At 51.5% G+C, this 620-nt stretch carries 6 tRNA genes; all 6 read left to right on the forward strand.

The features are described 5' to 3' along the window. The first annotated feature begins 6 nt into the window (after positions 1-6). The 6 genes from D3D03_RS16640 (at position 7) to D3D03_RS16665 (ending at position 608) form a co-directional block, all read left to right on the forward strand. Positions 7-82, forward strand: a tRNA-Val gene (locus D3D03_RS16640). 19 nt (positions 83-101) lie between these two features. Beyond that, a tRNA-Thr gene (locus D3D03_RS16645) sits at positions 102-177 on the forward strand. 60 nt (positions 178-237) lie between these two features. Further along, positions 238-324 (forward strand) — tRNA-Leu (locus D3D03_RS16650). A 30-nt stretch (positions 325-354) separates the two neighbouring features. After that, positions 355-428: transfer RNA gene (locus D3D03_RS16655), tRNA-Arg, on the forward strand. A 6-nt stretch (positions 429-434) separates the two neighbouring features. Then, positions 435-511: transfer RNA gene (locus tag D3D03_RS16660), tRNA-Pro, on the forward strand. 21 nt (positions 512-532) lie between these two features. Further along, positions 533-608: transfer RNA gene (locus D3D03_RS16665), tRNA-Ala, on the forward strand. Positions 609-620: the final 12 nt, after the last annotated feature.

Below are 620 nucleotides of genomic sequence, written 5' to 3' on the forward strand. Positions count from 1 at the left end.
ACATATGGAGGATTAGCTCAGCTGGGAGAGCATCTGCCTTACAAGCAGAGGGTCGGCGGTTCGATCCCGTCATCCTCCACCATTTTTTATTTTTTACACTTGCCGGTGTAGCTCAGCTGGTAGAGCAACTGACTTGTAATCAGTAGGTCGCGGGTTCGACTCCTGTTGCCGGCACCATTTTTATCTCAAATACATCATCGACCTTGAAAAAGTGTAGATGCTACCTTTTAACACCCTGCCGGGGTGGCGGAACTGGTAGACGCACAGGACTTAAAATCCTGCGGGGGTTTCCCCGTGCCGGTTCGATTCCGGCCCTCGGTACCATTTTTGACTGTAACTGTTTGATTATACCCCGCACCCTTAGCTCAGCTGGATAGAGTACTTGACTACGAATCAAGGGGTCGGGAGTTCGAATCTCTCAGGGTGCACTTTTTCGGGAAGTAGCTCAGCTTGGTAGAGCACTTGGTTTGGGACCAAGGGGTCGCAGGTTCGAATCCTGTCTTCCCGACCATCTTCAATTTAATCCCTTAATGGGGCCTTAGCTCAGCTGGGAGAGCGCCTGCCTTGCACGCAGGAGGTCAGCGGTTCGATCCCGCTAGGCTCCACCAAATTATCTTTAT

Origin of the sequence: Exiguobacterium sp. RIT452 (assembly GCF_003598705.1) — a bacterium.
Taxonomy (GTDB): Bacteria; Bacillota; Bacilli; order Exiguobacteriales; family Exiguobacteriaceae; genus Exiguobacterium_A; species Exiguobacterium_A undae.